This window comes from Candidatus Aminicenantes bacterium (assembly GCA_026393795.1).
In the GTDB taxonomy this organism is placed as follows: domain Bacteria; phylum Acidobacteriota; class Aminicenantia; order UBA2199; family UBA2199; genus UBA2199.
The window spans coordinates 1-6,851 of the sequence record JAPKZL010000283.1; the positions used below are offsets into that span (position 1 = coordinate 1).

Annotated in this window: 9 protein-coding genes; 7 read left to right on the forward strand and 2 right to left on the reverse strand. The window is 59.8% G+C overall.

The genetic code is table 11. From position 1 onward, the window contains the following. A partial coding sequence (locus NTW95_13625) for a heparan-alpha-glucosaminide N-acetyltransferase domain-containing protein (GenBank protein ID MCX6558446.1) occupies positions 1–995 on the reverse strand: 995 nt, incomplete at its 3' end. Between the two features lie 168 nt (positions 996–1,163). Between NTW95_13625 and NTW95_13630 the strand changes: the two genes are divergently transcribed. The 7 genes from NTW95_13630 to NTW95_13660 all read left to right on the forward strand — a co-directional run bounded on the left by NTW95_13630 (position 1,164) and on the right by NTW95_13660 (position 6,300). Then, positions 1,164–1,946 carry a hypothetical protein gene (locus NTW95_13630; GenBank protein ID MCX6558447.1) on the forward strand — a complete coding sequence of 261 codons (783 nt, stop codon included), beginning with the start codon at positions 1,164–1,166 and terminating at the stop codon, positions 1,944–1,946. 8 nt (positions 1,947–1,954) lie between these two features. Further along, positions 1,955–2,521 carry a GNAT family N-acetyltransferase gene (locus NTW95_13635; protein MCX6558448.1) on the forward strand — a complete coding sequence of 189 codons (567 nt, stop codon included), beginning with the start codon at positions 1,955–1,957 and terminating at the stop codon, positions 2,519–2,521. Positions 2,522–2,571: 50 nt separating this feature from the next. Beyond that, a complete protein-coding gene (locus NTW95_13640; protein ID MCX6558449.1) occupies positions 2,572–2,970 on the forward strand; it encodes a hypothetical protein in 399 nt (132 codons plus the stop codon). 14 nt (positions 2,971–2,984) lie between these two features. After that, a complete protein-coding gene (locus NTW95_13645) occupies positions 2,985–3,572 on the forward strand; it encodes a molybdenum cofactor guanylyltransferase (protein ID MCX6558450.1) in 588 nt (195 codons plus the stop codon). After that, positions 3,535–4,287 carry a formate dehydrogenase accessory sulfurtransferase FdhD gene (locus NTW95_13650; protein MCX6558451.1) on the forward strand — a complete coding sequence of 251 codons (753 nt, stop codon included), beginning with the start codon at positions 3,535–3,537 and terminating at the stop codon, positions 4,285–4,287. Before NTW95_13645 ends, NTW95_13650 begins: the two co-directional genes overlap by 38 nt. 63 nt (positions 4,288–4,350) lie before the next feature. Further along, the gene (locus NTW95_13655; GenBank protein MCX6558452.1) at positions 4,351–4,818 is read left to right on the forward strand and encodes a ferritin family protein; all 468 of its coding nucleotides are present in this window, start codon (positions 4,351–4,353) and stop codon (positions 4,816–4,818) included. Positions 4,819–4,827: 9 nt separating this feature from the next. Then, positions 4,828–6,300, forward strand: a complete 1,473-nt coding sequence (locus NTW95_13660) for a hypothetical protein (GenBank protein ID MCX6558453.1) — start codon at positions 4,828–4,830, stop codon at positions 6,298–6,300. 131 nt (positions 6,301–6,431) lie between these two features. On the opposite strand, the gene NTW95_13665 is transcribed toward NTW95_13660, so the two are convergent. Continuing rightward, the coding region (locus NTW95_13665; protein ID MCX6558454.1) for an efflux RND transporter permease subunit at positions 6,432–6,851 on the reverse strand (420 nt) is incomplete at its 5' end.

Here is a 6,851-nt window from a genome sequence, read left to right on the forward strand (position 1 = left end):
GCCCAGGAGCGGGTCATCTTGATGAGAAAGGCAAAGCTGTGGCCGTGGGGACCGAAAAAGCCGCCGAAAATGACGGCGATGTGGAAGGCGTAGGCGGTGAGCGACTCCTGGCCGACCCGGGTCACCAGCACCGGCCGCTCCCCTTTTTTCTGCTCGATCCACCATAGAAGAGAAAGCAACATTAAAACCAGACCCAATTTAAGGAAAAAGAATAACGGCTTGGCCGGGTTGAACGAGCCCAGGGCGACCGGGACAAGCGGCTGCAGCGCGATGAACAAAAACACGACGATCAGCGCGAGGCCGGCGAAGAAAAGCCGGCGGAAAAAGCGCAGCTCGGCCCCCGTTTGCCTGGCCTTCAGCCAGAGACTGGAGACAGCGGCGCCCATAAAGGCGAAACCCATCCAGGGGAAGAGGGGGAACTGCGAATAGGGCAGCCGCTTCAGGTAGCCGGCAAAAACCCAGGGCACGTACTTCTCGACCGGCAGCCAGAACAGCAGCGGCGTCAGCAGCGAGACGGCGACGGCCGCCCCGGCCAGGAAAGTGAAATAAAATTTCTTGCGCCGACAGAGTGGGACGAGGAGCAGCATCAGCAGCAGCGAGATGGCGATGGCGTGCAGCACGTCGACGCCCCAGAACGGGTGATTGTGACCCCATTTCAGGGAATGATAAAGCCGGCGCAGGGAGAATTGCGGCAGGTGCAGCAGGTAGCCGACCATGAGGATCTGCAGGCAGCGCCGGAACTGCTTCCAGAAAACCCTGCCCGGCTTCAGGAAGTCGTCCCACTTGCGCTCGGCCACGATCGCGAACGAGAAGCCGGCGATGAACAGGAAGGAGGGGGCGATCAGGCCGTTGAAGAAATCGATGGCCTTGTAGGCCAACGAGGAGCGCAGGCCGTAATGCAGGAAGGCGTTGACCACGTGGGTCTCGACCATGAACACCACCGCCCAGCCCCTGAACTGGTCGATGAAAAAATAGCGTTTCTTCTCTTCGCTCATGTGACGTCTCCAGCGGTTTCAGGAAAAAGAATAGTAGCAAAAGCGGCAGAAAAAAACAACGCCGCTGCCGCCGCATGCAAACCGGCCCGCACCCGCCGCGGTTGAAAGATTGAACGGCAATTGGTATAGTTGCTTCGACTAGCCCGGGTGCGGCAAGAAGGAGAAGCTATGGAGCATAGCGCGTTCGAATGGCTGTCGTGGCTTTGGTGGTTCTGCCGGGACGAATGGGTCTATCCGATACTGGCCCTGGCATTCCTGGCGGGCTATTTATGGAGCAAAAATCGCTTGAAGAATAGACGGAATCCCGGCCCGGAGCCCTTCTACCTTTTCTACGCGCTGCTCCCTTTCGCGGTATCCCTGTGCGCGTCCGCCCACCTCTATTACATGGTATTCTTCGTCAGATCGTATGCGGGCAGTACGATCAGCCCGTTTGTTTATGTGATCGGTTCCCGCTTGCCGCTTCTCCTGGGTTGCCTGGTCGCCATCATCATCCTGGCCGACCGCTGCCGGCTCGGATTCGGTTCCCATAGCCTGGTTGCTGAGCTCCCTGCAGATGCCGAATCCGGGAACAAGAAGAAATGGGCCGGCCTGTTTCTGCCTGGCACCGGGACCGCGGCAACCCTGCTCCTTATAGCCACCGACATCCTGATCATCAATTTCATGGCCATCGTCATGCCTTTGGGCGAACACGACCAGGCCAACCAGGCCCTTTACAAAGCCCGGCTGCGCCTCGGCTTGAACTGGGAGCGCGGAGCGAGTTTGCTGCTGGCGATTTTTTTTCTGACCGTGATCTTGTTGCAGATCGCGCGGCCCGCCCATTCCCGCGCCGATCACCGTTCGGAGCGGACCGTCCGCCTGCTGGAGCTGTTTCTCCTGGGCGCCATCGTGATATTCCTGTTCCATGCCATCAGCCAAGTGGAGATCGCCAATTGGTTTCAAGGGTCATTTTAGGAGGCGCCATGAATCCCCTCCCACCCGGATACAAGCTGATCCCAGTGAAGACCACCTATTTGGAGATGAAGAGCAAACCGGAGACAACACCGGTCGCGATGCCGGATGAGTGCGAGCTTGGGCAATGGCAAAAGCCGGAATTTGAAGAATACAAAAAAATATTCTCGGCCGTTGGCGGAGAATGGGGATGGAGCGGGAGGTTGATCATAAAGGAAAAAGAATTGCTAAAAATGATCAGGGCAACGACGACCGAGATATTCCGCTTGCGCTGCAGCGGGCAAACGGCCGGCTTCGTCGAGCTCGACCGCAGCATTCCCGGCCAAGCCGAGATCGTCTATTTCGGCCTGATTCCCGGCTTCATCGGCCGCGGTTTGGGGAAGTTCTTTTTGGATTGGGCCATCCGCAAAGCCTGGGAAGGGAAAACGGAACGCGTCTGGCTGCACACCTGCCAGTACGACCACCCCGGCGCCCTGGCCGTTTACCACCGGGCCGGGTTCGCCGTGGTCGAGGAACAGATCGAGACACACCCCTACCCCGAGGAATTCATCCGCCGACTCTCAACCGCTGAAGATTGAAATAATTTGTTTTTGTGCTAATATGGTTTTTTAAAACAGGCAGGACAATCATGGAAAAAAGAAAAAGCGCCCGCTTCGACGTTTCGCAGGAGATGAAAGGCAAGCTGCTGAACGTGGTCGGCTTCGTGGCCAACAACATCAGCGGCGAAGGGATCAACCTGGTCAGCAATTTTCAGCCGACGATCGGCTCCGTTTACAGGATCTACCTGCTGCACAGCGGCGACGGCCGCCAGCAGGAGTTCGAGATCGAGATCAACCGCGCCGAGGTCGCCCCTTTCGATAGCAAGAAATATGCCGCCCTGCCGCCGGGCCTGCTCTTTTCCATCGGCGCCAAGTATAAAAACCTCAATGAAAAGCAAAAGGAGTTTCTGGCCTCCTTCATGAAGAAGAAACTTCCCGGGAACGATGAAGGGTTCATCAGCAAGGACAAGGTCAAGCCGGGCTCCTGAACCGGCCGGGTGCGATGAAAGCGGAGCCGGTGACGGCGATCATCCTGGCCGGAGGCAAAAGCCGGCGCATGAACATGGAAAAACCCCTTCTCCCGCTCAACGGCCGCACGCTGATCGAAGCGGTCATCGCCCAGGTGCGTCCCTGCTTCGACGCCATTTTAATCAGCGCCGGCGACGGGAAGAAATTCGCCCCGCTGGGCCTGCCGGTCATCGAGGACGAGGCGCCCGGCCAGGGGCCGCTCATGGCCATCCTGACAGCGCTGCGCGCCTCGCCCTACGAAATGAACTTCGTCATGGCCTGCGATATCCCGGTCATCCATCTCCCGTTCCTGAAAAAGATCGTCGCACTGGCGCCGCGCCACGAGATCGTGGTGCCCCGCTACCGCGACGGCAAGTTCGAACCGCTTTTTGCCGCCTACCGCCGCGCCATCATCCCCATGATCGAGAAGCAGATCGGTGCGGGCGACTTCAGGATCTCCTCCCTGTTCAAGACCTGCCGCACGAAATTCGTGGCCATGGATGGGCAGAAATGGTTCCGCAACCTGAACACCCTCGCGGAGTACCATGACTATCTCAAAAAACAGAAAAAATACGACAGCTGAGAAACGCAGAGAAATCGGGCTGGTGGCTCTTCCCGAGGAAATGCTGCTGACCATCACAGTCAACGGCCGCAACCTGAGCCGGTTGAGCTGCTCGCCGTTCGGGCAGCGGGAGCTGGTCATGGGCTGGCTGTTCAGCCAGGACATCATCGGCTCCCGCGGCGACATCGCCTCGCTGTGCCTCCAGGGCACCCGGGCGCTCGTTCGCCTGCGCCCCGGAAGATCCCGGCAACCGGAGCAGTTCAATCCGCTCCAGGTGACCGCCTGCTCGGGAGGCGAATTGCGGCCGGAGCTGCTTGAGGACTTCCCGTCGGTTTGCCGCGTCTACGAGTTCACCCTGGCCCATGCCGTGGTGCTGATGGAGCAGCTGCCGGCGCATACGCGGATGTTCCGCAAGCACGGCGGCATCCACTGCTCCATGCTGGCCGATATGAACACGAAGCGCCTGCTGGTCAGCCGCGAGGACATCGGCCGCAGCAACAGCGTCGACAAGGTGGTCGGCTGGGGGCTGTCGCGGCGAATCAATTTCAGCGCCACGGCGCTGCTGACCACCGGCCGCATCTCGGCCGAGATGGCGCTCAAGTGCCTGCATGCCGGCATTCCCGCCCTCATCTCCCAGACCACCCTGACCACGAAGGCGCTGGAGATCGTGCGCCGCAGCGGCCTGACCCTGGTCGGCCACGTGCTCAAGCCGCGGCCGATCCTGCTCAACTTTTAGCCCGGCCGAAATTGAGTTTTAAACCCGCCTCTGCTAGAATGGCCGTGAACGGGAGGTACACCAATGGAAGCGCAAAACCTCGAGAGCCTGATTAAGAAAGCGATCGCCAACGAGGAGGAGGCCCGCAGCTTCTACCTCGGCCTTTTCGACCTGGTGTCGGATCCCATTGCCAAGGAGACGCTGAAATTCCTGGCCGGCGAGGAGCTGGCCCACAAGGAATTCCTCCTAGCCTACCTGAAAGGCGAGAAAAAATTTTCCGCCCTGCCCATGGACAAGCCCATCGACTACCATGTCGCCCAGTACGCCGCCAAGCCCGATCCCAAGGCCGACATGAACAGCAGCGAGGTCTATCTGGTCGCCGCCCATCGCGAATTGAACTCCTACAAGTTCTACAAGGGGCTGGCCGCGGCGCAGCCCGCCGGCGAGGTCAAGGACATGCTGCTGAGCATGGCCAACCAGGAATTGAAGCACAAGGAAAAGGTCGAATACCTGTACTCCAACACCGCCTTCCCGCAGACGGCCGGCGGCTGAGAAGCGCCCTTGACCAAGCCGAAGAAAGCATTCAAGCTCCCCCATACCCTGGTCCTGATCTTCCTCTTGCTGCTCGGGGTCTACCTGCTCAGCCTGCTGATCCCCTCGGGCCAGTTCAGGCGGGAGAAAAAAAATTTCCAGGGCATCGAACGCCAGGTCACCCTGCCCGGGACCTACCGCCGGATCGAAAAAAAATACCTCGGCCCCGAATGGCTGGTAATCGCCCCGGTGAGGGGTTTTGCCGACGGGGTTTTGATCATTTCGCTGGTCTTCATCTTCGGCGGCGTCTTCGCCGTCATGCAGCGGACCGGGGCCATCGAAGCCGGCATCCAGAGGCTGTCGGCCTTTTTCGCCGAACGGCGGAAACTGAAGCGGCTGGTCGTCCCGGCGCTGATGATCGTGTTTTCCCTGGCCGGCAGCACCTACGGCATGTCGGAGGAGAGCATCCCTTTCGTGCTCATCTTCATTCCCCTGGCCATCTCGCTCGGCTACGATTCGATCGTCGGCGTGGCCATCCCTTTTCTCGGCGCCGCCGCCGGCTTTGCCGCCGCCTGTTTCAACCCCTTCACCGTCGGCATCGCCCAGGGGTTTTCCGACCTGCCGCTTTACTCCGGGCTGGGCTACCGCCTGGCGCTGTGGTTGCTGAGCACCGTGATCATGGTGACATTCGTGATGATTTACGCCGAAAAGATCCGCAAAAACCCGGAGCTCAGCCCGGTGCGCGAATTGGACCGCGGCCGCGCTTTGGGCCCGGCGACCGGATCGCCCGCTCCAGACCGGGACAGACCGATCGGATCCGCCCAGGATGGGCGGATGATCGGTGCTGTCCCCCCGTGGGGCTGGCCGCAGAAATCGGTGCTGCTGATACTGGCCACGGGCATGCTGGTGCTGGTCTACGGCATCATGGTCGAAAAATGGTACATGGAGGAGATCGCCGCCCTGTTCCTGGCCATCGGCATCATATCCGGCTTTGCCGGCAGACTCAAACCCAGCCAGATGGCCGAGAGCTTCGTCGCCGGTGCTCGCGACATGATGAACGTGGCTTTCATCATTGCCTGCGGCCGGGCCGTGCTCATCGTCCTGCAGCAGGCGCTGGTGCTGGACACCATCCTCTATTACTCGGCGACCTTGATCGCCTCGGTGCCGCGCCTGCTCACGGCCCAGATCATGTTCCTGACCCAGAGCGTCATCAACTTTTTCATCCATTCCGGCACAGCCCAGGCGGCCCTGACCATGCCGGTCATGGCCCCCTTGAGCGACCTGATCGGCATCACGCGCCAGACCACGGTCCTCTCCTTCCAATTGTGCGAAGTCATCAATCCCATCCTGCCCACCTCGGCGGTGACCATGGGCGTCCTCGGCGTGGCGCGCATCCCCTGGGAAAAATGGGCCAAGTGGTTCCTGCCGCTGATGCTGATCCTGATGGCGTTCAGCCTGCTGGCATTGATACCGCCGGTGCTGGTCGGCTGGGGGCCGTTCTAAGAAAGGGTTTAGGGTTCAGGGTACAGGGTTTAGGGAATAGAGAAAATAGCGGGCAATAAAATCAGGGCATTTTTTATTCAGAAATAAAATATTTCGTTTTATTTTCCTTTCTTCCAACTATACCCTGTACCCTATATCCTGTCCCCTTTTACTTTCTTGCGGCCGGCGAACAGGTTTTGCAAAAGCAGATAAAGGGCGGGCGTGGCCAGCAGCGATAGTAGCACCGAAATGCAGAGGGCGCCGATGACGGCGATGGCCAGCGGCCGGAGCATATCGGCCCCGGAGCCGATGCCGTACGCCAGCGGCAGCATGCCCAGGGCGGCGGCCAGCGAGGTCATCAGCACCGGACGCAGACGCCGCCGGCCCGAGCGGAGCAGGGCTTCGCTCAAGGAGCACCCTTCACTCCGGCACTGGCCGACATAGTCGAGCATCAGGATGCCGTTCTTGGCGACGATGCCCACGCCGATGATCGCCCCTAAAAACGATACGACATTAAGAGAGGTGCCGGTAATCCACAAAGCTAAAATCGAGCCGAATATCGCCAATATCGC

What these genes read in the sequence shown, in the direction of transcription:
- NTW95_13630 (MCX6558447.1), top strand. Translation starts at nt 1,164, where the DNA reads ATGGAGCATAGCGCGTTCGAATGGCTGTCGTGGCTTTGGTGGTTCTGC.
- NTW95_13635 (MCX6558448.1), top strand. Translation starts at nt 1,955, where the DNA reads ATGAATCCCCTCCCACCCGGATACAAGCTGATCCCAGTGAAGACCACC.
- NTW95_13640 (MCX6558449.1), top strand. Translation starts at nt 2,572, where the DNA reads ATGGAAAAAAGAAAAAGCGCCCGCTTCGACGTTTCGCAGGAGATGAAA.
- NTW95_13645 (MCX6558450.1), top strand. Translation starts at nt 2,985, where the DNA reads ATGAAAGCGGAGCCGGTGACGGCGATCATCCTGGCCGGAGGCAAAAGC.
- NTW95_13650 (MCX6558451.1), top strand. Translation starts at nt 3,535, where the DNA reads ATGACTATCTCAAAAAACAGAAAAAATACGACAGCTGAGAAACGCAGA.
- NTW95_13655 (MCX6558452.1), top strand. Translation starts at nt 4,351, where the DNA reads ATGGAAGCGCAAAACCTCGAGAGCCTGATTAAGAAAGCGATCGCCAAC.